Source organism: Mesorhizobium sp. M7A.T.Ca.US.000.02.2.1, from assembly GCF_003996995.1.
Taxonomy (GTDB): Bacteria; Pseudomonadota; Alphaproteobacteria; order Rhizobiales; family Rhizobiaceae; genus Mesorhizobium.
Genome location: NZ_RZTT01000001.1, coordinates 1 through 25,576 on the forward strand (window position 1 = coordinate 1; position 25,576 = coordinate 25,576).

General features: G+C 61.0%; 16 protein-coding genes and 4 pseudogenes. 16 read left to right on the forward strand and 4 right to left on the reverse strand.

Annotation, left to right across the window (positions count from 1 at the left end; all coding sequences use genetic code 11):
* From EOD15_RS00005 to EOD15_RS00015, 3 genes and pseudogenes are all read left to right on the forward strand, one after another.
* Positions 1-699: DUF3363 domain-containing protein (locus tag EOD15_RS00005; RefSeq protein ID WP_127408228.1), on the forward strand; the 699-nt coding region annotated here is incomplete at its 5' end.
* Positions 700-1,054: 355 nt separating this feature from the next.
* Positions 1,055-2,040, forward strand: a pseudogene (locus EOD15_RS00010) (ATP-binding protein).
* A 75-nt stretch (positions 2,041-2,115) separates the two neighbouring features.
* A complete protein-coding gene (locus EOD15_RS00015; RefSeq protein WP_245463521.1) occupies positions 2,116-4,230 on the forward strand; it encodes a S8 family peptidase in 2,115 nt (704 codons plus the stop codon).
* A gap of 232 nt (positions 4,231-4,462) precedes the next feature.
* Here EOD15_RS00015 and EOD15_RS00020 read toward each other — a convergent pair whose 3' ends face one another.
* The 4 genes from EOD15_RS00020 to EOD15_RS00035 are packed head-to-tail and all read right to left on the reverse strand — an operon-like array spanning position 4,463 to position 7,387.
* Positions 4,463-5,992: an E2 ligase fold family C protein gene (locus tag EOD15_RS00020; RefSeq protein WP_127320520.1), complete on the reverse strand. Its 1,530-nt coding sequence runs from the start codon at positions 5,990-5,992 to the stop codon at positions 4,463-4,465.
* 3 nt (positions 5,993-5,995) lie between these two features.
* Positions 5,996-6,484, reverse strand: coding sequence for a Mov34/MPN/PAD-1 family protein (locus EOD15_RS00025; protein WP_126057777.1), 489 nt, complete (start codon positions 6,482-6,484; stop codon positions 5,996-5,998).
* Positions 6,481-7,098: a putative metal-binding protein gene (locus EOD15_RS00030; RefSeq protein WP_126057778.1), complete on the reverse strand. Its 618-nt coding sequence runs from the start codon at positions 7,096-7,098 to the stop codon at positions 6,481-6,483. Before EOD15_RS00030 ends, EOD15_RS00025 begins: the two co-directional genes overlap by 4 nt.
* A complete protein-coding gene (locus EOD15_RS00035) occupies positions 7,091-7,387 on the reverse strand; it encodes a DUF2604 domain-containing protein (RefSeq protein ID WP_126057779.1) in 297 nt (98 codons plus the stop codon). Before EOD15_RS00035 ends, EOD15_RS00030 begins: the two co-directional genes overlap by 8 nt.
* A 311-nt stretch (positions 7,388-7,698) precedes the next feature.
* Here EOD15_RS00035 and EOD15_RS36205 point away from each other — a divergent pair.
* The 13 genes and pseudogenes from EOD15_RS36205 to trbF all read left to right on the forward strand — a co-directional run.
* Positions 7,699-7,918, forward strand: a pseudogene (locus EOD15_RS36205) (hypothetical protein); the annotation flags it as partial.
* Positions 7,907-8,830: pseudogene (gene fni, locus EOD15_RS00040) on the forward strand (type 2 isopentenyl-diphosphate Delta-isomerase); the annotation flags it as partial. The pseudogenes EOD15_RS36205 and fni, both read left to right, overlap by 12 nt.
* Before the next feature lie 515 nt (positions 8,831-9,345).
* A pseudogene (locus EOD15_RS00045) lies at positions 9,346-11,647 on the forward strand (prolyl oligopeptidase family serine peptidase).
* 833 nt (positions 11,648-12,480) lie between these two features.
* Entirely contained in the window at positions 12,481-16,002 is a 3,522-nt protein-coding gene (locus EOD15_RS00050; protein ID WP_245463522.1) for a Ulp1 family isopeptidase, read from the forward strand.
* A gap of 206 nt (positions 16,003-16,208) precedes the next feature.
* Positions 16,209-18,233 (forward strand): conjugal transfer protein TraG, encoded by a 2,025-nt coding sequence (locus EOD15_RS00055; RefSeq protein WP_024502848.1) that lies wholly within the window; start codon positions 16,209-16,211, stop codon positions 18,231-18,233.
* 116 nt (positions 18,234-18,349) lie between these two features.
* Positions 18,350-18,763: a CopG family transcriptional regulator gene (locus EOD15_RS00060; protein ID WP_095488561.1), complete on the forward strand. Its 414-nt coding sequence runs from the start codon at positions 18,350-18,352 to the stop codon at positions 18,761-18,763.
* Complete coding sequence (gene trbB / locus EOD15_RS00065; RefSeq protein WP_024502850.1) at positions 18,760-19,728, forward strand: P-type conjugative transfer ATPase TrbB; 969 nt, start codon at positions 18,760-18,762, stop codon at positions 19,726-19,728. The genes EOD15_RS00060 and trbB overlap by 4 nt, the downstream gene beginning before the upstream one ends.
* A 12-nt stretch (positions 19,729-19,740) precedes the next feature.
* The gene (locus EOD15_RS00070; RefSeq protein WP_126057781.1) at positions 19,741-20,049 is read left to right on the forward strand and encodes a TrbC/VirB2 family protein; all 309 of its coding nucleotides are present in this window, start codon (positions 19,741-19,743) and stop codon (positions 20,047-20,049) included.
* The gene (locus EOD15_RS00075; protein ID WP_024502852.1) at positions 20,049-20,321 is read left to right on the forward strand and encodes a VirB3 family type IV secretion system protein; all 273 of its coding nucleotides are present in this window, start codon (positions 20,049-20,051) and stop codon (positions 20,319-20,321) included. Before EOD15_RS00070 ends, EOD15_RS00075 begins: the two co-directional genes overlap by 1 nt.
* Complete coding sequence (trbE, locus tag EOD15_RS00080) at positions 20,315-22,765, forward strand: conjugal transfer protein TrbE (protein WP_126057782.1); 2,451 nt, start codon at positions 20,315-20,317, stop codon at positions 22,763-22,765. Before EOD15_RS00075 ends, trbE begins: the two co-directional genes overlap by 7 nt.
* Complete coding sequence (gene trbJ / locus EOD15_RS00085) at positions 22,762-23,487, forward strand: P-type conjugative transfer protein TrbJ (protein ID WP_024502854.1); 726 nt, start codon at positions 22,762-22,764, stop codon at positions 23,485-23,487. The genes trbE and trbJ overlap by 4 nt, the downstream gene beginning before the upstream one ends.
* A gap of 33 nt (positions 23,488-23,520) precedes the next feature.
* The gene (gene trbL / locus EOD15_RS00090) at positions 23,521-24,843 is read left to right on the forward strand and encodes a P-type conjugative transfer protein TrbL (protein WP_127317705.1); all 1,323 of its coding nucleotides are present in this window, start codon (positions 23,521-23,523) and stop codon (positions 24,841-24,843) included.
* Entirely contained in the window at positions 24,844-25,575 is a 732-nt protein-coding gene (trbF, locus tag EOD15_RS00095; RefSeq protein ID WP_126063930.1) for a conjugal transfer protein TrbF, read from the forward strand.
* The last annotated feature ends 1 nt before the right edge of the window (position 25,576 follow it).

Genomic DNA, 25,576 nt, shown 5'->3' on the forward strand with positions numbered 1-25,576 from the left:
ATGCACCTGAAGCATGACCCATCCGCCACCGAGAGCTTTGCGCGAACGCATGTGCGGCGGCTGGAGGCGATCCGCCGCGCGACCGGCGGCGTCGAGCGAGAGCCGAACGGCACCTGGCTCATCGCGCCGGACCATCTCGATCGCGTCGCGAATTATGAGGGCCAGCGGGCCAGGGCCGAGCCTGTCGTTGCCGACAAGCTCTCCTCAATGGCGCTGGAGCGACAGGTCAGCTTCAACGGCGCCACCTGGCTCGACCGGGAGCTGGTTGCCGATAGACCCGAGCCTTTGCACGGATCCGGCTTCGGCCGCGACGTGAGAGAGGCGCAAGCTCGCCGGCGGCAGTGGCTGATCGCGCAAGGCCTCGCGCATGAAGAACAGGATGGGATCGTCTATCGAGCCAACATGCTTTCGATCCTGCGCCAGCGAGAACTGAACCGTGTTGCTGGCCAACTGTCGGAGGAACTTGGCCTGCCCTATGCCGAAGCGCGATCCGGAGGACGAGTAGAGGGTACGCTCCGCCGCTCCGTCGAGCTTGCCAGCGGAAAATGTGCCGTCGTTGAGAAGTCGCGCGAATTCACGCTGGTGCCATGGCGGCCGGTGCTTGAGCGCCATGTGGGCAAGGAGGTCTCCGGTGTCGTGAGTGGGGAGGGGATTTCATGGACCGTCGGCCGGCAAAGGAGCGGACCTGGTGTTTCGTGAGATGGTGTACAGCTTTTTAGCCAGCGGCGCGGGCAGCCATGCGACCCCGCGTAGACCTTATGGCCGCAGCCCGCAATCGGTCGCATGGACCTGCCAGGCGGGGCGGCTTTGGAGCGTTCGGACCCGACACGCTGCGTGAGTGGCCAGACTTCGAGCGCTCGAAGATGGCGGACTGTTGTCTGCTGGCCGGCGTTATTCCGGCTGGCCTATGACCGCGGCGCAACAGTTCACCGCTGAAGTTGCCACGGGCGAACATCGACAAGAGAAAAAACACCATTGCGCGATACAAATCGCCGTTGAAAGCGTTTAGGTTGCATGCGCTTCGCCAAGTAAACGGATACCCCAGAAGAGAGCCATGACCACGGCCCGCCATATCGTGACGCTGCTTAAAAGCCACATTGCCGGCGACGAGGATCGTTTCCTCTCTATCGCGATGCAGCTTGCTGCGCATGAGGCACGTCAAGGCCATGGTAAGCTTGCTCAGGAGCTCAAGGATCTGGTCGACGCAGCCAAGAGCAGGGACGCCCGGATTGTCAAGAGCAGTCGGCCGGTTCCCCTTTTTCAGCCAAAGGGCGAGCTCGCAGGGCTCCTGCATGTGCGCTATCCGGACCTGCGACTGACCGACATGATTTTGCCGGACAGTCTGCGCTCGCGCCTGCACCGCGTGCTGGGAGAGCAGCGCCAACAAGCAAGCTTGCGCGAGCACGGGCTTGTTCCCCGTCGCAAACTGCTTCTGGTCGGCCCGCCAGGATCAGGCAAGACGATGACCGCATCGGCATTGGCCGGGGAGCTTCATCTGCCCCTTTTCACGATCGTCCTCGATGGTTTGATCACCAAGTTCATGGGAGAGACTGCCGGAAAGCTGCGGCTTGTTTTTGATGCAATGCAGGCGACGCGGGGCGTCTACTTCTTTGACGAATTCGATGCCATCGGCGCGCGTCGAGGCGAACGCCAGGATGTTGGCGAGATTCGGCGCGTGCTGAATTCGTTTCTGCAGTTTCTCGAGCAAGACGACAGCCACAGCCTGATTATTGCGGCAACAAATCATCCCGAGCTGCTCGACAGAGCTTTGTTCCGCCGTTTCGACGATGTCATCGAATACGCCGTGCCCGATCGGCCGATTATAGAGGCGCTGCTTCGGGCTCGACTCGACCGCTTCGACACCAGAGGGCTTGCCTGGAACGAGGCGATCTCTCAGGCAGAGAGACTGTCGCAGGCCGAGATCACGCGCGCGGCCGACGACGCTGCAAAAACCATCATATTGCGGGGGGGAAGCGGATCACCTCGGAAGCGCTCATCGACGCTCTGAAGGAACGCCGGCAGGCGTCGCTGTTTGAGTAGCGACAGCACAGATCATAATGGCAGACGATTTTCCGCGCGACCGCGCCCATATCCACCTTCGCCATCACAGCGTCGGTGTTCCTGCCGCAAAGCGCGCAAGCCTATTATTTGCGGAAAGTCGAGGCGTATCGAGACGTTGATACTGACCGCGGCAGACCGCGCAACGAGCCGCTCGTCTCCCGCATGGAGACAGTCAGGCTGGCGACTGCACGATCGTTGTTTACCGACCACGACGACCTCTTCCCCCAGGCCGCTGACGAGCAGGTGTGGTGGGAAGTCTGGCTGCGCGACGGTCGCCGCGAGAACTTCGAGCACATTGCCGAAGCCCTGAACATCACTTTGCGCACGCATGCGGTCAGGTTTCCGGAGCGGGTGGTCATGCTGGCCCTCGCCAGCACGGCAATGCTCGACCGCATGATTGCGCACAGCGATGTCGTCGCCGAGCTGCGGCGCGCGAAGGATACGCCGTCCTTCTTCCTGGGCCTTGGCGGCGCGGAGCAAAGGGACTGGAGCGACGAGCTTCTCGGGCGCGTCAGACCGCCTCAATCCGATATTGCGGTCTGCATTCTCGACAGCGGCGTGCGTCGCACCCACCCGTTGATCGAACCCGCACTTGCCGTTGAAGACTGGCACACCGTCAAACCGGCATGGGGCAGCGACGACACACCTGCGTGGAGCGGCCACGGGACGCGAATGGCAGGTGTCGGCCTGTACGGTGATCTGGTCCCGCTCCTGGTCGGAGGCGATCCAGTTCCATTGCCCTTTCGGCTGGAGAGTGTTCGTATCCTTCCGCCAGAAGACGAGGCAAACGATCCAGAACTCTATGGCGCGATCACCGCGGAAGCGATCGCCCGCGCCGAGGTGCAGGCGCCGGAGCGCCGCCGCGCGATCGCAATGGCTGTGACAAGCGCCAGTCCGGCGCGTGGAAGGCCCACATCGTGGTCTGCCGCTATCGACCAACTCTGTTTCGAAGAGGAACAGCGACGCTTGATCGTTCTCTCTGCCGGCAACATCGGCGATGACCTCATGCCGGCCGAGCATTTGACGCGCAACGATCTGGAAGCAGTCGATGATCCTTCTCAGGCCTGGAATGCGCTGACGGTCGGCGCTTTCACAGAAAAGGTCGATATCATTGACACCGACTTTTCGGGCTACGCTCCGATCGCGCCGGTCGGCGAGCTCTCGCCGCGCAGTCGCACTTCGGTCGTTTGGGACAGGCAGTGGCCGGTGAAGCCCGAGGTCGTCTTCGAAGGCGGCAATCTCGCCCATGACGGTGTGTTGCCCGGCGAGCCGATCGACGATCTGCAGATATTGACCACTTTCTGTCGACCCGAACTGCGCCACTCCACCACCCTCGGAGATACGAGCGCGGCAACGGCCCATGCCGCACGGATGGCGGGACTAATTCTATCAGCGCGCCCCGAGCTGTGGCCTGAATCGGTTCGCGCCCTGATCGTCCACTCGGCCGAATGGACTCCGGCGATGCGCGCACGCATCGATGCGTGCAACGGAGCGAAGGGCGAGATCCAGGCGCTCGTGCGGCGCTATGGTTACGGCGTGCCAGATCTTGGGCGCGCGCTTCTGTCAACGGTGAACGACCTCACGCTTATCGTTGAAGATGAGCTTCAGCCTTTCCAGCGCGAGGGCGGCGCGGCTGCCAAAACGCGTGACATGAAGCTGCATCGCCTGCCTTGGCCGAAGGAGCAGCTCGCGGCGCTCGGCGCTGCCCAGGTCGAGCTCCGCGTCACGCTGTCCTATTTCATCGAACCCAACCCCGGTGAACGCGGATGGACCCGCCGGCATCGTTACGCGTCCCATGGTCTTCGGTTCAGAGTAAAGTCAGCGACCGAGACAGTCGACGAATTCCGAGCCCGCATCAATCAGGCCGCTCGGGACGAGGAGGAAGGGGCGCCTGCTGGAGGCGGAGAAGAGTGGCTGCTCGGCACCTTCCGCGATCGCGGCTCGTTGCACGCCGATTTCTGGTCGGGCAGCGCCGCCGATCTCGCCGAGCGTGACGCGATCGGCGTGTTCCCGGTCGGGGGCTGGTGGAAGGAGAAGCCTTACCTGGAACGCGTCGACGCTCTGGCTCGGTACGCCCTGATTGTGACGATTCGGGCGCCTGGGGTCGATGTTGACATCTTCACACCCGTCGAAGCAGCCCTGACTGTCGAGACGTCGGTCGAGACCTGATGCAGCACTGTCCAAACCGGCCAACAACGGAGGTTTGACCAGCCTCTGGTGCCATGGCGGCTGGTGCTGGATCATCACGTCGGCACGGGATCATGCGCGGAGGACGATAGGCCGGCAAAGGAGCGGGCCAAGCGTGTCATAATGGCGCCCATGGTCACGCCCACAAGCCGCGCCCCCTGCGTCTACGGAGAGGTGCGCGTCTGCTTAGGCGGCCGAGACATCGCTTACCTGATCAACGCGCTCCGTATTTGCGCCTGTAAGCGGCAATGAAATCGTCGTCGCTACAGATGCAGCGGCCGCTGGAGTCCTTGGCCTTCGGATCGTGCAAGTGAGAGCCAAGGGGGCGCAGAAGATTCACCCGAGTGCTCGTCGTCGGGCTCATGGGAAACCCCGCACTATGCTTGACCAAATCCGCGGCAAGCATAATCCCGGCAAGCACCGACTGAAAGGCCATCGGAACCACAGTTCGAACGCGGCGACTTCCTTCGCTAAGCTGGAACACCAGACCGCCGCAGATAGCCTGCTGATAAAAGGAGCGCAGGGGCTGGCCGACAAACGGGGCTAGCGGTTCAAACGGCACAGCCATCGCTGTAGCCACGCGAACTACAAAGTCGTTGGGAACTCCGGCATTTGTCTGCAGGAGCGTTTTCACCTGCTCGTGTGCTTCCGGTATTCCGAGTTCCTCGGCAATCAGCTGGTGCTCGTCCTTGGATTTTCCGGATGGCAGGTACATGCAACAAAGGCAAGCCTGGCCGTCATCGAAACCATGCCGGGAGATACCGAGATCGTGCTCCTGCGTCCAAGCGTTTGCGATCCATCGCGGCAGTGCACCTTGGACAGCCAGACGGTCGGCGGCGGTGTCAAGCGCCACACCCACTTGGTCTAAGACCCAATTGCCCCGGCGCGCAACATATTCTGCCCACGTCAGAGGGTGCGCCTCGACCTCAAGGCCAGTCGATCTAAGGGCGGTGGCTGCAAGAACCGCCTTGGACATACCAATCTCCGCCTGGCCGGCCAATGCGTAGCGCTGCAGGTTTGAGAGTTCGATCGCTTCGTGATCGATTACATGCAGACGACCCTTGAGATCGGGTTGTCTCGCTAGCGCCCAAAGCGAGCCATGGCCTATCGCACCGAGCCCAACGAGGTGGGTTTCGCCAAGGTCGACTGGGAAGTCGATCGGGCCAGCCTCCCCGGCTTTGGTCTTGTCGTAGCTGCATAGCGAGAGGTCGATGGTTTCGTCCAACTCGGCGCCGGTCAACTGGGCGGCGAAGATAGTTCGAAAGACGTTGGCGGCGCCGAAGCAACTGGCGGCGCCAGCTCCAAAAGGCAGCAGACTTGGGCCAGAGCCCACCGGGTCCGTACGCGACAGCTTTGCCGCCCAACCGTCCGATCCCACGAAAAAGATCGGGCACCGGAGTGATGGGCGCGTTACCCCTGCAACGACGCAGACGGTGGCAGACTTGCCGGAACGCCGGATGCCGACTTTTGGATTGATCGACTTTGCCAAGCGCTCCAGCGCTTGGGCTTGAGAGCTCGCCGCGCTGTCCAGCGGGAGTATCGCCAGAACCGGGTAGAGCCTAGCGAGCAATCTCACCGCAAGATCTAGTGTCGCCTGGCCTTCGGCGCAGGAAGCGGCCTGATGGTCGAAGGCGACTGCCACGACCTGCTTTTCAAGAGCTGCTTTGAAGTCTCCCAGATGAAAATCGGCCAGGACCTGAGATGCCGCCGTGGCGGCACGATCGATGAAGTTAGCGAATGCCATTGTTCAACTCGATATCATGATCATTCGCGACAGTGCCGCGGGAGGGAGCGCATTCCATTTGGCCTTTTCGTCAAGCCGATAGGCGGCGACCCGAGCAAAATCGAAAGGCTCGCGGGCGAAATTCGGCACTACCAGCGACAGACACCCAACCGTGGTAGCAACCGCATAAGCGTCGTCCGTCGTCGAATGGTAGGCGCGGCCCGGATGGCTGTGAATCTGGGCCAAGAGTTTCAGGCCGCTTTTGTAGAGCCAGACATTGAGCCGGTGCAGTTCTTCGGCCGCAACGATCACGCAAACGCCATCGTTTGTCCGAATGTGACGCTGCGCCGGGATAACCGTCTCTGTTACGGCAAAGTGCCGGTCTTGCTGAACGCCGACCCAGAGCGCCATCCCCTCATTGCCTTCGCGACCAACTGAGCGCAGATGCCCATGCGTGGTCGAGATGCAGCCGCGCGGGAGAGTCACGATCGTTACATCTCTCAAACCAGTCATTCTTGTATCGCCTGAGGGGATACCACCATTCCTACGATTGCCGGTGGGAGTTGAATCTGCAACTGCTCTATAGGAATGATTCCGTACTTGATGATCTTGTCCAGGATGAAGGCCAAACAGCCTTCGCCAGAACCCCGATGAAGTAGCCATGGATCACCTGAATGGGCTGGATTGTCGTGGTATTCCCGGACGCCCGCCATGCACAGGAATGGTTCGTCCTCGGGACTGTTGGCCTGGATGAAGTCCGTCAGCGGCACGGCGTTCTGCTGGATGAGAGCTCCTATCATCTCCGGCGGCGTTCCGGGCAGCGGCGGACGTCTAAGCATTTTCAGGTATAGATCTTTCCGGGCAATCGGATGACGCGTAAACGGATCGACGAAGACCACGGACGGTGGTCTTAAGTCGTAGTCGGTGAAGTCGACCTCGCTCGCTGCGCTGATCACCCGTGGTTTTAACTTGAGGCTTGCGAAAATGAAGAAAGCGCGCGGAAAGGTCGCCTCGATCAAGAAGCAGCCCTGAGCCCGATAGACATCAGCATATGGCCGGAACCGGCCGATCTCCCGATCAAACTTCGCTCGGGAGACCTCCGGATCCACACTTTGGGGTTTAGGCACCTGCGACGCCCGCCTTCAGGCTGAGGAACAGGGTCACAGTATTCGGGAAACCGAAATCGCCAAGCTTCTTGTCGACGTCGAGCAAGTTGCCGGCCTCATCCTTCAATTCCCAATTCTCGGCTGGTTGGGCGACATTCTGCGTGTTCTCAAGGGCTTTGGTACGAATGACGTGAAGCGGCTGGTTGGGATTGGCTTCGACCTGCGTGGGCTGGCCGTTCACCACCATCGTGATCTCGATCTTGCCCGGCCCGCCGCCGTGATTATCGCCCTTACCCGAATCCTTCGACATTGTCCTACTCCTGTGGCTTGCCAACCGTCCCACGCCCTGGCGCCCACCTGCGAGTGAGACCGGCGGTCTTCAATCGTTCACCCGGCGCCACGGCCGCGAGTACGCGAAAGACAGGGGATAAGCTACCGAATCGGTGCTTGCCTTCTTTTATGGGTGACTTGAGCCGCAAGTAAATGGTCTCAAATTGCTCCTCACAACTATAATCGATTAGAGCAATGCGAAAATATTGGCGACACGCCTATTCATCTGCTCTCTCACTCGCCTGCTCCGTGCTTGGCAAGGGGAGCTTTGACTGCGTCACGCGTCCCCCAATCCTGCAACGCATTCACCCGAGCCTGCGCGACACCAGCGCCCGAAAAAACGCTGATCGTGGCGTTCTATCGCGAACTGGCGCTGCTGTTCTGGCTAGACGATTGCAACGACGTTGGCCTGATCGCGCCGGAGCAGCTCGCCGCCGTGGAGCAGGCGCTGGGGCACGGCGTACCGTGCGTTCTCTCCGGATTCGAGGGCTGCGCTCAGCTGCGCGCTTCGCTGGTGCTGGATCGGCGAACGGCGCCGGCCACGGTGGCCGCTGGCTGGGAGTACATCCATTTCGAACACTGCGCACTGCCCGAGTTGGACCTGACGCAGATCGACCTGCGCGCCTCGCTGCTGGGCAAGGCTATGCGCGCGCCGCTGCTGATCAGCTCTATGGCCGGCGGCATGCCACGGGCCGAGGCCATCAACCGGCATTTGAGCGAGGCAGCGCAAGCCTTGCAGATCGCCATGTGCGGTTCGCAGCGTGTGAGCCTGCAATCCCGTAACTCCCAGGGGCTAACGCGCGCGCTGCGCCGCCTGGCGCCAGACATTCCCTTGCTGGCCAATATCGGCGCCGCGCAACTGCGGGAGGCCGACGGCCTGGACCTGGCGCGTCGCGCGGTGGACGCGCTGGAGGCCGATGGGCTCATCGTCCATCTCAATCCGCTGCAGGAAGCGGTACAGCCGGGAGGGCGACCGCGACTGGCGCGGCGTCCTGGCGCTGATCGCTGGCGCCGCGCGCATCGTGGGCGTGCCGATCGTGGCCAAGGAAGTGGGGGCGGCCTGTCCGCCTCGGTGGCCTGTGCGCTCGTCGAGGCGGGCGTGGCGGTAATCGATGTCGCCGGCGCCGGCGGCACCAGTTGGGCCGCAGTGGAGGGCGAGCGCGCCCGCAATGCCGCCGACCGTGCAGTGGCGATGTCATTCGCCAATTGGGGGATTCCCACCCTGACCAGCGTGCAGGCGGTGCGTCGGGCGCTGCCAACGGTGAAGCTGATCGCGTCGGGCGGGATCCGCGATGGCGTCGACGTGGCCAAGGCCATCCGCCTGGGCGCGGACATCGCCGGGCAGGCGGCCAGCGTGCTGGGCGCGGCGACAGTGTCCACCGAGGCCGTTGTCGCGCATTTCGAGATCGTCATCCGCCAGTTGTTGGGTCACCATCAAACCAATTTGACGCCCCGGGACAATATCGTCCGGCATTGTCCGGTGTGCGACGATGTTGGGGATGCGACATAGGCGGATTGCCGTGTATTAAACCGCTTTTCCTTTGGCACGCATATTGCGCCCTATCGGTAAACCTCGTCATGGGCCGGCGGCAATCGCTCGGAGATTGTCGAAATAGCACAATCTGCCGGGGTGACATCCGGCCCGACTAGAGCAGGACCTTTCAGATGATGCAGAAAAGCAAGCGGCCATACTCGCGGGGAAATAGTCGCGTCAGGGCTGCATGGACGCTCTTTCCTGGTTGTTTCGGCGACGGACGCCAACTCTTCAATCGGCACCCGAACCAGTGCCTGGATGTCCAAGGAGCGCCCCTGTTGCGCGTGCCTGGCTGCACCCGCGTGCTGGCTCTCCTCCAAGGCGACGCTCGGCGCTGCTGCAGACCGGCGACGAGAACCCAACTTCAAAATTAGCATTCCGAAAACCGAAAGAAGTGAACAGGTATGTCCAGGATCGGCGCTTTGACGCGCGCGGCATGGCGATCGGCAACTCAGACGCTGGCCAAGGGTTCGAAAAGTTTACACCCGACGCTAGCGCCGGCCGATTTCAAGCGCGCACTTACGATCAACGATCGATATGGCGGGCTCACTGTCAATGTCCCCAAAATGCCTTTCTGGCTGACCGGGGGTGAAGCCTTCGTCTACCGCCGGACTAGCCACGGCGAGCAGCAGTTCATGCAGGTCGATGCTGCCACGGGTTTCAAGCGGCCCGCTTTCGATCAGGCGCGTCTGGCGGCAGCGCTAAACAAGGTGAGCCATGAGAGCTATCAAGCCGGCAATCTTCCGTTCGACCGTTTCGAACTGAGTGAGGATGGTCGCAGGCTCGACTTCCAGATTGAAGACACCCGGTGGAGCTGCGACCTTGCAAGCTATGACTGTACCAGCACCACATTCGATGCAAGGAAAGGGGACCGTAGGGAGCTCAGCCACCGCTACACGCCGCCAGCGGAGAACAACCCCGACAAGAGCAACGCGTCGCCCGACGGCAAATGGATCGCCTATATCAAGAACTGCAACGTTTTCCTGCGCAGCGAGGACGGATTGCAGGATGTTCCTCTGAGCCGGGACGGAGCCGAAGGCAATTGCTACGTCTTTTCGACGCTGAGCTGGTCGCCGGACTCGCGCCACCTCGCCGCTTACCTTGTTCGCCCCGGCTATAGGCGAGAGGTCCGCTACCTCAATTCATCGACGGACCAGTTGGAGCGGGAATATTCAACAATATTCTATCCCAGGCCGGGCGATGTCCTTCCGCTGCCCCAGCCAGTCCTGTTCGACATTGCCGGCCGGCGCCAGATCGTGATTGACGGTGCCCTCTTCTCGAACGTCTTCGAACTTTCCCCTCTCCGGTGGTGGGCGGACAGCCGCGGCTTCACTTTCGAATATAACCAGCGCGGGCATCAGCTCTATCGCTTGGTCGAGGTAGACGCCGCCTCGGGCCGCGGGCGCTCCCTGATCGATGAGACCAGCGAGACATTCGTGGATTATTTGCCGCTGGGGCATGGCCAGGAGGATGCCGGAAAAATCTTCCGTTACGATGTCGATGACGGGAAGGAGATCATCTGGGCATCAGAGCGCGACGGGTATGAGCATTTGTATCTTTTCAACGGCCGGACAGGCGCGCTCGAAAACCAGATCACCCGAGGTGAGTGGGTCGTCCGGAGGGTCAACCATGTCGATCCGGTGAAGCGTCAGATCTGGTTCGAGGCGAGCGGGATGAACTCGCAGGAGGACCCCTATTGGGTCCATGCTTACCGCATCGGCTTTGACGGCAAGGGACTGACTGCACTGACGCCCGAACCGGCCAACCACCATATCGAGTTCTCGCCTGACAGGCGCTATTATGTCGATCTCTGGTCACGCATCGATCTGCCCCCGCGCATGGCACTCTACCGCGCCAGCGACAATGCCAAGCTCCAGCAGATCGAGACGGCCGACATTTCCGAGCTCGTCGCCGCAGGCTGGCAGCCGCCGCTCAGTTTCCATTCCAAGGGGCGCGACGGCAAAACTGACATCTGGGGCGTGCTCCACCTCCAACTTCGACCCGACGAAGAAATACCCGGTTGTGGAGAATATCTATGCTGGACCCCACGGCTCCTTCGTCCCAAAATCCTTCTCGCGGTGGACAGAGCCGCTCACGCAGCTGGGCTTCGTCGTTGCTCAGATCGACGGCATGGGCACCAACAACCGCTCCCGCGCCTTCCATGATGTTGCTTGGAAGAATCTGAAGGACGCAGGATTTCCCGATCGCATTCTGTGGCACAAGGCGGCGGCCGCGCAATATCCATGGTACGACATATCCAACGTCGGCATTTTTGGCGCATCCGCCGGCGGCCAGAGTGCAGTCAGCGCGCTGCTCTTTCACCCCGATTTCTACAAGGTCGCCGTCGCCAAAAACGGCTGCTTCGACAACAGGATAGACAAGACCTGGTGGAATGAACTGTGGATGGGGTGGCCGGTCGGCATTGAATATTCGCAATCCTCCGCCGTTGACAATGCTCACAGGCTGCAGGGCAAGCTGATGATCGCGGTCGGCGAAATGGATGATAATGTCGATCCGTTTTGCTCGTTCCAGCTTGCCGATCGACTCATCAAGGCAGGAAAAGATTTTGACATGGTCTACGTTCCTGGTGCCAATCACCATACTCTAGGCACCTACACCGAGCGCAAACTCCTAGACTTCTTCGTTCGCAACATTCTCGGTCAGACCCCGCCCGACTGGAACAGCAAACCGATCGAGCTGGAGTAGCTTGTGGCTCTTGCAATTGTTAGCTCGCCTTATCGGCTGTAATCAGGGCGAGGCGCGAGCAAATCTGCACCGAAGGACGATCGTGGAGTCTAGGACTTGCGCTGCGTATTGAGGATAGGCTCGCCGCGACGTTGGTCTGAGCAAACTGCTTGATAGGCACGCCTGCAGACCGCGTGTGTGCGATTGCAAGATCCCCTATCAGCCTGGTGTGAAGCGTTCAGGGGAAAAGCCGCACCCAACGCCGCTTCCGCTCGCCGTAACGCTACGGCGGTGCGGCCCACCCGATCCGCTCGACGAGCATAGGAACACATAGGTCCCCGAACGGACGATTACCTTGGCAATAGAAGACCCTCGTCGGTCATCGCCGCTGTGGGTGGCAGCCCGTCGGTCTGGAGCTGCCACGATTCTCATCCTCGCGTCACATATGAGCTGAAGCTTTCCGGATCGGGTATCCAATCGGCATCCAGTTGCTCGGCGATATGGTTGAATTCTACCTCAGGACAAGAGTGAGTAGAGCAGCCCCGCTACGAAAATCCTATCCTGGTTCGTTTGACGCATCGACTATTCAGATTGATTGGCGTGATACCCGGCGCGGCCGCAACACGCTAGGCCGTCAACCGCTGAGCAGAAAACCAGCCTTCGCCTTCCGCGGCGGCGGACCTCGTCAGCCTTTCGAAAGCTTGCCTGAGTAGGTTGCTCATGTGATCTGTGGAAGTGAGGCTAGCGTGCACCCGTACAAACTGGACATTCATCGTAGCAGCTTGGCTGCAGGTGCAGCACGCCGTACCGCACGAGCAAGCGGACAAGCCGGCCAAGCCGGTTTTGAGCAGCACTTGGGCGAATTGCAGGCGGCGGATGAGTTGATGAGTGCACCAGGCGAGGATGTCCTCGTCAATGGCTCGCATGGCAAAGGTGAGTTGAGACCAACGAAGAGGCAGAGGATCCAAAGCAATCTGCAGCATGCTGTGACTGAGCGGCAACCAGGTCAGGTTGGTGACTCAGGCGCTCGCGCGATGATGCAACTCCCTGCCCATCAGGTGGGTACATCGGAACGGGAGGCGCAGCTCGCGATGCAGGGGGATGAGCACGAATACACCCCAGCGCCGCATCTCGATGGGTCGATGCCCTCGACAGTGCAGCCGGATCGTCCAATTGTGGCCCCCGACGGTGCCGACAAGCGTCCTGTTTATTCCAACGATGCCACCGCCATCGAAGGGCTGAAGTCTGCACTCCTTGCGGGTAAAGCCAGGCCGGACACGGTCACTCGCAGCGCAAATTCTCTTTTCGGCTTTAGTCGTTGGCTCTTTCAAAACAAAAAGCCAGGGTTTGCTGCTCGGCTTTACCATCCGTCGCTGAGCCAGGATCTCGAGGAGTACGAGAGTAGGGGTGGTTCCTCCACAGTGGCTGGCGCACTGCGTCAACTGATGAAGCCGATAGGCGGAGCCGCCCCGATTGTGGGTCGCGCTGTCCTGAACCCCCATCCTGACGACGCCGCGCTCACTAGACATTTCAGATCCGCGAGCGGCTACGCAACTGCTCTTAACCATTTCAGTCATTACCTACGTCAAAATGACAAGCTCGGGATTGCGGGCCGGATTTACGATGAATCGCTGGATAAAGATGTTGAGAGCTACAAGGCCGCCTCCTCTACTCGTGGAGCTCCGATCGAATCTGCACTGGTTTATATCCGCAAGCACCCGCCGCGCGTTATACTCGGGAGTCATCTGGAAAACGCGGTCAGCATGGAGGCTCGTCCCCGTGGCGACGCTGCTCAGCATACCGCACCACAGCAGGGATTCGATTGGCCAGAGGAGCTCCTGCCGGTAGGTTATAAGGAGGGCACCGATCTACCATTGTCTCTCGCCCCAACCGCGCACCAACACCAAGCACCCGACTTTGGAGAGGCCGTCCCTCACTTGAACTGGCGCCACGGCGACCAGGGCGCCCCGGAGGGGCTGGTAGCTGCACGGGACAGGAGCAGCCCGCTGCCAAGCGAGGCGGTGCCACATAAATCTGGACGGGGACTCGCTACGCAGCCCAGATTGTGGGCGGAGAAATCCGCCTCGCCAGAGCTCTTTCGACGGCGGGCGGAGCAGGCTCTGCCGGCGTCCGCCAGAGGTGTGGAGACATCCTCCGCGGTTGATGAAGCCGCCGCTCGCCAAGCTTTGGCTTGGTTGCAGCAGGAGATGGAGGGGATCGAACCGATGCAGGATCCTCATAAGGTGGCTACACCGGAATCTGAGGCGCAGCTCGTCAGGCAGAGGGATGAACACGAATCCACCCCAGCACCGCATCCCGGAGCTGGTGGTTCGATGCCCTCGACAGTGCAGCCGGATCGTCCAATTGTAGTCCCCAACGGTTCCGACAAGCGTCCTGTCTATTCCAACGATGCGACCGCTATCGAAGGGCTGAGGGCAGCATTCCACGCGGGTAAGGCCAGCGCGAACACGGTCACTTTCAATGTAAATTCTCTTTTCGGCTTTAGTCGGTGGCTCCTTCAAAACAACAAGCCAGGGTTTGCTGCTCGGCTTTACCATTCGTCGCTGGATCAGGATCTCAAAGAGTATGAGAGTACGGGTGGTTCCTCCACCGTGGCTGGCGCACTGCGTTACCTCAAGAAGTCGACAAGCGGAGCCCCGATTATGGGTCGCCCTCTCGTGATCCCCTATCCTGACGATGCCGAGCTCATTAGAGATTACAGAGCCGCTTCGACCAAGGAGTACCTGGCAGCGCCTGCGACCGGACGGAATCCAGATACCGTGGGCGGCTATACAAATTTTCTTAGACATTTTAGCCAGTATCTGCGTCAAAATAACAAGCCTGGGATTGCCGCTCGGATTCACGACAAATCGCTGGATAAAGATGTTGAGAGCTTCAAGGCTGTCTCCTATGGTAATAGACTAAGTATCGGTTCTGCATTGGCTCACCTCCGGGATATCCTGCCGCGCATTGTGCTCGGGCGCGAAACTGTCCTTGCTGCTCATCCGGCAGACGCAGTCACCAGGCGCGTTGGGGCCGCTGCTGAAGCTGGGCCAGCGGCACCGGCAAGAGCTCCCCAACCCGCCTCGCCAGCAACCGCTAAGCTGCCAGGCACCTACCGCGGCCTTCCACTGGTTGATGTGACCACACTGACGACCAGTTCCTCTGGGGCTCAGATCGGGGCGCTCGATCCGACAGCCCCGTCCAACGTTGCAACGGGGCGGGTGCTCGGCGCCGCCGAATGGCTGAGCGACGCCCATGTCCAGAGAGATTACAATTTGCTGGAGCGGCAACTGCAGGGGATCAATCCGGCGCTCGCTGCCCGGACTCGGCTGGTGGATCCTTCCGTATCCCATCTACTGCGACACACGTCGCCGCAAGACGCTCGAGGCATATTGCAGTCCATCTATAATCAAAACAACGCCACAGCCGACTTCCTGTTCTTGCCAGTGAATAATGGCACGGCTACTAGCCCCGGCACCCATTGGTCGCTGCTGCTCGTTGATCGCCGCGACCCCGAAAGGCGGTTCGCCTATCACTACGACTCCCTCCAGCGAGAGGGATATAACGACGTGCCTGCAAAACAGCTCGCAGGACTGCTGAATGCTACCTTGGCGCCAGCCCCCATGGCCAGACAGACGAACCATTATGATTGCGGCGTATTTGTCCTGGAGGGCACGTGGGCGCTGGTTGAACGATTGGTGAAAGGGCAGCGGCCAGACCACGAGCCGCTGCCCCTCGACAACCTCGTTGCCGATCGGCAGGCGCTGCAAGACCGGCTAAGGAGGCGCTTGCCGCACGAGGAAGAGCCGCGGCAGCTGCTGGAGGATGAACCCGCCTCCCCACCGATGATGGCATTCGAGCCAGGGGAACTGCGGCAACTGTTGGAAGACGAGCCTGACTCCCCACCAATGATGGCGTTCGAGTCAGGGGAACTGCGGCAACTGTTGGAAGACGAGCCTGCCTCCCCACCAATGATGGCGTTCGAGCCAGGGGAACTGCGGCAGCTGTTGGAGGATGAACCCGCTTCCCCATCGATGATGGCGTTCGAGCCAGGGGAACTGCGGCAGCTGTTGGAGGATGAACCCGCTTCCCCATCGATGATGGCGTTCGAGCCAGGGGAACTGCGGCAACTGTTGGAGGATGAACCCGCTTCCCCACCGATGATGGCGTTCGAGCCAGGGGAACTGCGGCAACTGTTGGAAGACGAGCCTGCCTCCCCACCAATGATGGCGTTCGAGCCAGGGGAACTGCGGCAACTGTTGAATGATGAGCCTGCCTCCACTTGGGCACAAATCAATTCGACCCCACATGCGCGAGCGGACGGTGTTCATCAGCCAGCCCAGGCGCCCTGGCTCCCTGAACGCAGAAGATAACTTTGCGGAGGAGCGGTCACGCAACTGTCGGCGGCGCCGGGCCTCAGGGTGAATGGAGAGGATGGTGTCGCGTGAAGGCGCAACACGCGTGCTGACCGACCTGCATAGTAGGAAGTCGTTCATTGCTCCCAAATCGTATGTGAGGAACATTCCTGTCCCGGCTGCACCGCGCGATGCTAGGTCGCGTTGTTCAGCGGGCCAAGCCGATGACACCTACGAAGCTACTGATCGGGCAGATCGCCGTTGTGTGCGCAATTGTCATTATCGGCGTATGGACGGCAACCCAATGGTGCGCTCAAATGCTGACCTACCAGACGCCTCTCGGCGCACCATGGTTTCTCTTCGCCGGCTGGCCAATCTACAAGCCGTGGAAGCTGTTTGAATGGTGGTTCCACTTCGATGCTTATGCGCCGGAGGTCTTCGACAAAGCCGGTACGCTTGCAGGCGCCAGCGGATTCCTGGGCTGTGCCGCCGCAATCGCAGGCTCGCTTTTGCGCGCGCGACAGCGCGGGTCGGTTACGACCTATGGGTCTTCACGGTGGGCCACGACTCATGAGGTCGAGACGGCAGGGTTGTTACGGCCGGCGGGCGTTTTCCTCGGTAGGCTGAACGATCGCTATCTGCGCCATGACGGCCCGGAGCACGTCATGGCATTTGCGCCGACGCGTTCGGGCAAGGGCGTGGGGCTGGTTGTTCCAACGCTACTTTCCTGGACCGGGTCTGCCATCATTCATGATATAAAAGGCGAAAATTGGCAGTTGACCTCCGGCTGGCGGTCGAAATTCTCGTACTGCCTTCTGTTCAATCCGACCGACCCGAGATCGGCACGCTACAACCCGCTGCTGGAGGTGCGCAAAGGCCCAGATGAGATCCGGGACGTTCAAAACATCGCCGACATCCTCGTCGATCCCGAGGGCGCGCTGGAGCGACGGAACCACTGGGAGAAGACCAGCCATTCACTCCTAGTTGGCGCCATTTTGCACGTGCTCTACGCTGAAGAGGACAAGACGCTAGCCCGCGTCGCCACCTTCCTGTCGGACCCGCAACGCTCGTTTGCCGCAACGCTACGGCGGATGATGACGACAAACCATCTCGGGACGGGGCATAACCCTCAGGTCCATCCCGTAGTGGCCTCGGCGGCTCGCGAACTCCTGAACAAGTCGGAAAACGAGCGCTCAGGCGTCCTCTCGACCGCCATGTCCTTTCTTGGGCTTTATCGTGATCCAACGGTCGCGGCGGCCACTTCGTCCTGCGACTGGCGCATCGCTGACCTAGTGGATGGAGAGCGACCGCTGTCGCTCTATCTGGTCGTGCCGCCTTCGGATATCTCGCGCACCAAGCCTTTGGTGCGACTGATCTTGAACCAGATCGGCAGGCGGTTGACGGAGCGTCTGGAGGGGGACCCGAAGAAGAGCCGTAAGCATCAGCTGCTCATGATGCTGGACGAGTTTCCGGCGCTCGGTCGCCTCGACTTCTTCGAAACGGCGCTCGCCTTCATGGCAGGTTATGGCATTCGCTCCTATCTGATCGCACAATCTTTGAACCAGGTTTCAAAGGCCTATGGCGAGAACAATGCTATTCTCGACAATTGCCACGTGCGAATTGCCTTTTCCTCCAATGACGAACGCACGGCCAAGCGCATCTCGGATGCCCTCGGCACCGCAACCGAACTTAGGTCGATGCGCAACTATGCGGGCCATCGGCTTGCGCCCTGGCTTTCACATGTCATGGTGAGCCGCCAGGAAACCGCGCGCCCGCTCCTGACGCCAGGCGAGGTGATGCAATTGCCGCCGTCAGACGAATTGGTCCTGGTTTCTGGGTTGCCGCCGATCCGCGCCAAGAAGCTGCGCTATTATCAGGATCAGAATTTCACAGATCGGGTGCTGCCTGCGCCGGTGCTGCACGACGGACCCTATGCGGACTGCCCTGCATCACGCCCGGACGGCTGGACTGGACAAGTGTGCAGCGTCGATAGCCGACTTGCTGCGGACGAGGAAAGCGCCGACGCGCCAGTTGAAGACGAGGGAGGCGTTCAGCAGCAACGCCATCCAAGCCTGCCCGAAGAAGACGTTGTTGTCTCTCAAGAGCCCGATCAGGCCGATCTGTACAAGCCCGCAGACGATGACAGCGAAGCGCTCGCGGACAAGCGTGTCATGGATCGGATTTCCACTGCGGCCCGCGCCTACGGTATCAACGAGGGCAGGGGCGACGATGTCATTCCCGGCTTCTGAAGTCCGCTGAGTTGCAGAGCGCACCTCAGCGTAGATAACGGCCATAAGCAATTTTGAGCGTCTGGCCGATGCTTCTCCCGTCGCCGGCGCAACGCCGGGCCGTCGGAACGAGCCGCATGAAGCCGCACCGCATTCGCCATCAGTTTCTGCTTGAGCCGGAGCTCAGCGAGAAACTGGACAACCTCAGTCGCGATCCGTCAACGACCAAATCAGCGATCGTGGCGAAGGCGATCGAGGCGTTCATCGAGCGGCGTGGCGAGAGCGAGTTCGATCGGCGCTACGGCGTAAGGCTTGACCGGCTCTCCCGCGATCTTGCCCACGTCAGGCGCGATTCCGAGGTGATCCTGGAGAGCCTGGCGCTCTTCATCCGCTTTTCGATCACCCTTCACGCCCACACGCCGGTCCCGGATCGGGCAACGCAGGCTATTGCCCAAGAGCGTTTCGAGAAATTCGTTGAGAAGGTCGGCCGCCAGATCGCTTCCGGCAAAAAGTCGCTTAGCAAAGACAATGGTGGGGGAGGGGAAGGATGAGCTCTCATCCCGAGGCCGACCACCGGCGGCGTGTCATGCTGCGCACCGCCATGGGTCCGGCAATCACCGAAGCCCTGGCCGATCCGTCCGTCATCGAGGTGATGGTCAATCCCGACGGCGCGCTGCGACTCGACCGGTTAGGCGAAGGTCGGGTCGATACCGACGTTCACATGCACCCGTCCGAGGCAGAACGTATCATCCGCCTGGTTGCTTCGCACGTGCGCGCCGAGGCGCACGCCGACAACCCGATCGTCAGTGCCGAATTGCCGTCTGGCGAACGCTTCGAAGGCCTGCTGCCACCTGTGGTGTTGGCGCCATGTTTTGCCATCCGCAAGCCCGCCGCGAAAGTCTACACCCTGGCCGACTATGTTGCCGAACGCATCATGCTGCCGCTGCAGGCCGATGCGCTGAAAAAGGCCGTCCGCGAGCGGCGCAACATGCTGATCGCCGGCGGCACTTCCTCGGGGAAGACAACACTCGCCAACGCTCTGCTTGCTGAAGTCGCCGAATGCGACGATCGGGTGATCCTGATCGAGGACACACGCGAACTGCAGTGCGCGGCCAGGGACTGCGTTGCCCTGAGAACAAGGCGGGGCTCGGTCACCCTTGCCGATCTCGTGCGCTCGACGCTGAGGCTCAGGCCGGACCGCATCATCGTGGGCGAGGTGAGGGGCGCGGAAGCGCTCGACATGCTGAAGGCATGGAACACCGGGCACCCAGGCGGCATCGCTACCGTACACGCCAATTCCGCGCGCTCGGCTCTCTATCGCATTGAGCAACTCGCCCAGGAAGCGGTGGTCACCGTTCCCCGCCGGCTCATCGCTGAGGCGATAGATCTGATCGTCTTCATAGCGGGACGCGGCTCGTCGCGCCACATCGACGCAATCGCCGAGGTCACCGGTCTCGACGGCAGCGGCGATTACGCCGTTGCCCCGCTCACGCTTTCGCAACTCCAGCAGCTTTGAAAGGCCTTCCTCATGCGCAAGAAGCTTCGCTTTCTTTCGTCCACAGCGCTCGCGTTTCTTAACACGGCCCCGGTTTATGCCGCCGGCTCCGGCATGCCGTGGGAGCAGCCGCTGCAGCAGATCCTGGAGTCCGTGCAGGGACCGGTCGCCAAGATCGTTGCGGTGATCATCATTATCACCACCGGCCTGACGCTTGCCTTCGGCGACACCGCCGGTGGTTTTCGGCGCCTGATTCAGATCGTCTTCGGTCTGTCAATCGCCTTCGCGGCATCGAGCTTCTTCCTCTCCTTCTTCTCCTTCGGTGGTGGGGCGCTCGTCTGATGGCCGCCGGGGAGCAGCATATCGAGGGCTTCGCAGTACCGGTCCACCGGGCGCTGACCGAGCCGATCCTGCTCGGCGGGGCTCCGCGCGCGGTGGCGATCCTCAACGGTACAGTGGCCGCGGCCATTGGCTTCGGCTTGCAGCAATGGATTGCTGGTCTGGTGCTTTGGATCGCAGGCCACTCGTTAGCGGTGTTTGCCGCAAGACGCGATCCGGACTTCGCCAGCGTGCTTGTGCGCCACCTACGTCTGAAGGGGTGGCTTGCATGCTGAACCTTTCGGAATATCGAAGCAAAGCCGACCGGCTTGCCGACCATCTACCCTGGGCTGCCTTGGTGGCGCCCGGCATCGTGCTCAACAAGGACGGCAGCTTTCAGCGGACGTTGCGGTTCCGCGGCCCGGATCTCGAAAGTGCGACGGAGGCTGAACTCGTCGGCATTTGCGCCCGGGCGAACAATGCTCTCAGACGCCTTGGCTCTGGCTGGGCATTGTTCTTTGAGGCCGAGCGCACAGAAGCGCTGGGCTATCCGAACTCGCATTTTCCTGACGCCGCGTCGTGGCTGGTCGACGAAGAACGCCGCGCTGCTTTCGAGGGGAAGGTAGCGCACTACGAGAGCCGCTATCATCTGACCTTGGTGTTTATGCCACCGCCGGACGCCCAGGCGCGCGCAGAAAGCGCGCTCGTCGACTCTCATTATTCCCGAGGAGAAAGAGACTGGCGCCAGGATCTGGCGAGGTTCCGTGACGAGACCAACCGCGTGCTCGATCTCTTCTCGGGTTTCATGTCCGAAGTACGCGTCCTCGATGATGCTCAGACGTTGACCTACCTCCACGGCACGATTTCGCCTCGTCGCCATCCTATCATGGCCCCAGAAACGCCGATATATCTGGATGCAATCCTGGTCGATGCGCCGCTTACCGGTGGCCTGGAGCCGATGCTGGGTGAGCAGCATCTTCGCACACTGACCATCCTCGGCTTTCCGAACCTCACCCGGCCCGGAATCCTCGATACCCTCAATCATCAGGATTTCGCCTATCGCTGGATGACGCGCTTCATTCCGCTCGAGAAAACGGAAGCCACGAAGACGCTGACGCGATTGCGCCGGCAGTGGTTTGCCAAGCGCAAATCGATCGTGGCAATCCTACGCGAGGTCATTACCAACGAGCCGGTCCCGCTTGTCGATAACGATGCCGACAACAAGGCGCTCGATGCCGACGAAGCCCTTCAGGCATTGGGCGGTGATCATGTGAGTTTCGGCTATCTCACCACCACCGTGACCGTGTGGGGCGAGGATCGCCAAGCCGCTGCAGAGAAGCTTCGCGCGGTCGAGCGCATCATCAATGGGCTCGGCTTCACCACGATCCGAGAAGGCGTCAATGCGGTCGAGGCTTGGCTCGGCTCATTGCCTGGCCATGTCTACGCTAACGTTCGCCAACCGCTCGTTCATACATTGAACCTTGCCCATCTCATGCCGCTGTCGTCGGTTTGGGCCGGTCCTGCGACAAACGAGCATCTCGCGAAAGTCACCCAAACCGAAGCGCCACCGCTTTTCGTTGCCGAGACCAGTGGGTCGACACCGTTTCGGCTTTCCACCCACGTCGAAGATGTCGGCCACATGCTGGTTGTTGGTCCGACCGGCGCCGGCAAGTCGGTTCTGCTTGCTCTGATTGCTCTGCAGTTCAGGCGCTATGCCGGCGCCCAGGTTTATGTCTTCGACAAAGGCAATTCGGCCCGTGCTGCAACACTTGCCATGGGTGGAGAACACCACGCGCTAGGAGCGGACGGTTCCCTTGCCTTTCAGCCACTGCGCAGCATCAACGACCAGGCTAGCCGAAGCTGGGCGGCCGAATGGATCGCCAGCCTTGTTGCCCACGAGAACGTCACCGTCACGCCGGAGGTGAAGGAGGCTATTTGGTCAGCGCTGGCCAGCCTTGCCACCGCGCCGGCGCAGGAACGCACACTGACCGGTCTTTCGGTCCTGCTTCAATCCAATGCGCTGAAGACCGCATTGATGCCCTACACGCTCGACGGTCCCTTCGGCCGCCTGCTCGATGCCGATCATGATGGGCTGGCCTTGTCGGATGTGCAGTGTTTCGAGACCGAGGAGTTAATGCACAGCCAAGGCGCTTTGCTGCCGGTGCTTACCTATCTGTTCCAGCGACTTGAGGAACGGTTCGACGGACGGCCCACGCTGATCATGCTCGACGAGGCGTGGGTCTATCTCGACAATCCGCTGTTCGCCGCCCGCATCCGCGAATGGCTGAAGGTGCTGCGAAAGAAGAACGTGTCGGTTGTCTTCGCTACGCAGTCGCTGGCTGATATCGCGGGCTCTGGCATAGCGCCGGCAATCATCGAAAGCTGCCCGCAGCGCATTTTCCTTCCCAATGATCGTGCCGTGGAACCCCAGGCGCGCACAGCCTACGAGCGCTTCGGTTTAAGCGAGCGGCAGATCGAATTGATCGCCCGCGCCACGCCGAAGCGTCAGTATTATCTGCAATCGCGCCGCGGCAACCGTCTGTTCGAGCTCGAGCTTGGCCCCATCGCTCTTGCGCTTTGCGGTGCTTCCGATCCGGCCACGCAGACTCTGATCGACAGGATCATGTCCGAAGACGGGCAAGGCAGCTTTGCCTCGCAGTTCCTGATCGCGCGCGGCCTCGATTGGGCCGGCGAACTTCTCAAGCAATTCCCTCAACCAGACAAGGAGCAATTCTCATGATGCGGCGACGCCTTCTCTCCGGCCTGATCACCGTTTCCCTGATCGCCAAGCCTATGGCCGACTATGTGCAGCCCGCCTACGCCCTTATCGTGTTCGATCCGTCCAATTATGCGCAGAACGTGCTGACGGCCGCGCGCGCATTGGAGCAGATCAACAACCAGATCCAGTCGCTGCAGAATCAGGCGACCATGCTGCAGAACATGGCGCGCAATCTTCAGCGTCTGGATTTCTCTTCCGTTGGCCAACTCACCGGTTCACTCCATCGCATCGACGGCTTGATGGACCAGGCGAGTGGCCTCAGCTTTGATCTGGGCAAGCTTCAAGACCAGTGGCGCAGCCAATATCCGGAAAGCTACGACGCCACGATCAAAGTCAGCGATGTGGCGAGTGCTGCGCGGGAGCGTTGGCAAACCGCCATGCAGGCGTTCCGCCAGACCATGGGTGTCCAGTCGCAAATCGTCGAGAACGTCCGCGCCGACGGCGATCTGCTCGCCGATCTCGTCAACCGCAGCCAAGGGGCGGCCGGTGCGCTTCAGGCAAGCCAGGCCACCAACCAGCTGATGGCGCTTTCGACAAAACAGCAGATGCAGATCCAGACGCTGCTCGCAACGCAGTTTCGAGCTGAGGCCGAGGATGCCGCCCGCAAGGCCCAGTCAGACGAAGCCGCCCGCGAGATGACGAAGCGGTTCTTGGGTACCGGCTCGGCTTATCCCGGCAATTAATCACGAGTTCATCACGACGAGAAAGGCAGCGGCATGAACGACCTTGGCGTCATCGATCGCTTCATGGAGACCTTCATCCGCTACATCGACAGCGGGTTCGGTCTGCTATCGGGCGACCTCGCCTTCCTCACTACCATTCTGATCGGCATTGACATCACACTTGCCGGCCTGGCGTGGGCGCTCGGCGACGAAACCAGCGTTCTCGGCCGGCTTGTCCGCAAGGTGCTCTATGTTGGCGTCTTCGCCTTCATTCTGAACAATTTCAAGAACCTCGCCGATATCGTTTATCGTTCTTTTGCCGGTCTCGGGATTAAGGCGTCGGCCGGCAATCTGTCGGCAGACAATCTCTTGCGCCCGGGCCGCATTGCCGCGACCGGTTTCGAAGGTGCTTGGCCAATGCTTGACCAAGCCAGTCAGCTCCTGGGCTTCCCGGAAATCTTCGGCAACGCACTGACCATCTTCGTGCTGCTGATGGCCTGGTTCCTGGTTATCATCGCCTTCTTCATCCTTTCCATCCAGCTTTTCATCACCATCCTAGAGTTCAAGCTCGCCACGCTGGCAGGTTTTGTTTTGGTTCCATTCGCACTTTGGAACCGTTCAGCGTTCCTGGCCGAACGCGTGCTCGGCCATGTTATCTCGTCAGGCATCAAGGTGATGGTGCTCGCCGTCATTGTCGGTATCGGCTCCACGCTCTTCGGGGAGTTCGCTTCCGCATTGCAAGGCAAGGAGCCGGATCTTGCCGGTGCCATGTCCCAGGTACTGGGCGCACTGGCACTGCTTGGCCTTGGCATTTTTGGGCCGGGGATCGCGTCGGGTCTCGTCTCAGGCGCACCGCAGCTTGGGGCGGGCGCCGCCCTCGGCACGACCGCGGCGGCAGCGGGTGTATCACTCGTTGCTGGAGGCACAGCATTTGCTGGCGCGCGTATGGCAACCAGCGGCGGTCTCGCCGCCATCCGAGCCGGCACAACAATGGGATCGGCTGCTTCCACGTCATGGCAGATCGGGCGCGCAACCTCGCCCGACGCTGGCCTCTCCGGTGTGGCTGCTGGAATGCATGGTGTAACCAGTGCAGCTGGCGGCGCCGCTATACGCATAGCGCGATCCGCCACTGCAAGTGTTGGGCGCAACGCCGATGCCGGGCGCGATGCCGCGTGGACCGCGACCGGCGGCGCGCCGACAGCGTCAATGACCGAACGCTCTGCCGGTTCGGCCACTGTTTCGGCGCCGACGTGGGCAAGGCGCCTACGTTCTGAACAGACCGCCCGGGCAAATCGCCACGCTGCCATGCAAGCTGTCCGAGACGGAGACCGGCCGGGAGGCAGCGCCAACCCCTCTCTCAACGACAAGGATGACTAGATGCTCTTCAAGCGACCCGTGCACCGTTACGGCAAAACACCCGAACCGGTCACGCCGTATCAAAAAGCCGCCCAACTGTGGGACGAGCGCATCGGCTCATCTCGACTGCAGGCCAGGAACTGGCGGATCATGGCCCTTGGCTGCCTGGCCTTGGCGACCGGGCTTTCCGGCGGACTCGTATGGCAGTCGATGCAAAGCCGTGTCGTGCCTTATGTCGTCGAGGTCGATGGCTTCGGCGAGACGCGCGCCGTCGCGCCGGCGGTCCGGAATTATGAGCCCTCGGATGCTCAGATCGCCTGGCATCTCGGCCGCTTCATCCAGAATGTCCGTTCCGTTTCCACCGATCCGGTTTTGGTTCGGCAGAACTGGTTGGCAGCGTACGACTTTGCTAGCGATCGCGCAGCGCTCTTCCTCAACGAATACGCCAAGGCGAACGACCCCTTCGGTCAGATCGGAACGCGCAGTGTTTCGGTACAGGTCACCAGCGTGGTCAGAGCCTCCGAAAGTTCATTCCAGGTCAAATGGACCGAGCAGGTGTTTGAGCGCGGAAGCCTTGCCAGCACGATGCGCTGGACTGCGATCCTCACGATCGTGATCCGCTCGCCAAGCAATACGGATCAGCTGCGCAAGAATCCGCTCGGCGTCTTCATCAATGCCATTGACTGGTCACGCGAGCTCGACAGCGCCGTCCCAGCCCCCCTTTCTCCGACGGAGTCCACCAATGAAAGGTAAA